This is a genomic window from Microbulbifer okhotskensis, assembly GCF_023895975.1.
GTDB lineage: Bacteria > Pseudomonadota > Gammaproteobacteria > Pseudomonadales > Cellvibrionaceae > Microbulbifer > Microbulbifer okhotskensis.
The window spans coordinates 1-697 of sequence record NZ_JALBWM010000338.1 but is presented as its reverse complement, the minus strand read 5'-3'; the positions used below and the strand labels follow the sequence as shown (position 1 = coordinate 697).

The window sequence follows — 697 nt, the reverse complement described above, 5'->3', positions numbered from 1 at the left end:
TCTTCCTACAGGGGACTTTCACCCCATTAGTTCACGCCCATGCTGGGCGTACCAAACGCAAGCAGGATGCTCCGGGCCTTCGCGGGCGTTAGCTGAATCAGGAATCCGATGAATGTCACGGTTACTAGATCTGGAGAGTCAGAATTGTTCATTAAAACTTGTATATACTCTTTATGACGCACTAAAAAATGACCCTGAGCGCGTTAAGCTAACTCAAGAGTTAACACTCGATGAAACAAGGTCACATATGGGTTTAAAGGGGACCCATGGTTTATTTGGTAGCGATGAATGGTGGGATTCAGTATATACAAGAAAAATAAAACTTAAATTTTTATCGGGTGTAATAACTAGTACCTATTATGCTGGCATGGATTCAGATCGAAGACATAACAGCTATGAGTTAAAACTTGAAAATGGGTCATTACACCTGGAAAGCTTCTATGCCAATAATAAAAAAGATATCAAGATGTACCGTGTGGGGAGAAAAGTTCTAATTGCATATGCTCAGGATGAATTGAAAAAAGATAAAGGTAGAGGTCGATACTCCGAAACACCTATAGAAATAGCCATATCATATGACATGGTCCCACTAGTGATGAAATCAGCTAAATCGGGTAGCCGGTAGTTTCTAGCTACCGGCTACCACACCACCCATCATGCGGGTCCGCAATGGGCGGTTCCCTATCCGTAATGAATC

Annotated in this window: 1 protein-coding gene; it reads left to right on the top strand. The window is 42.3% G+C overall.

Annotated elements, in window-relative coordinates; all coding sequences use genetic code 11:
• Positions 1-112: 112 nt before the first annotated feature.
• On the top strand, positions 113-625 hold the full coding sequence (locus MO867_RS22395; RefSeq protein ID WP_252473291.1) for an immunity protein RhsI2 family protein: 513 nt from the start codon (positions 113-115) through the stop codon (positions 623-625).
• Positions 626-697: the final 72 nt, after the last annotated feature.

Excerpts from the sequence above, each read along its gene's own strand:
- MO867_RS22395 (WP_252473291.1), top strand. The coding sequence starts at position 113 with ATGTCACGGTTACTAGATCTGGAGAGTCAGAATTGTTCATTAAAACTT.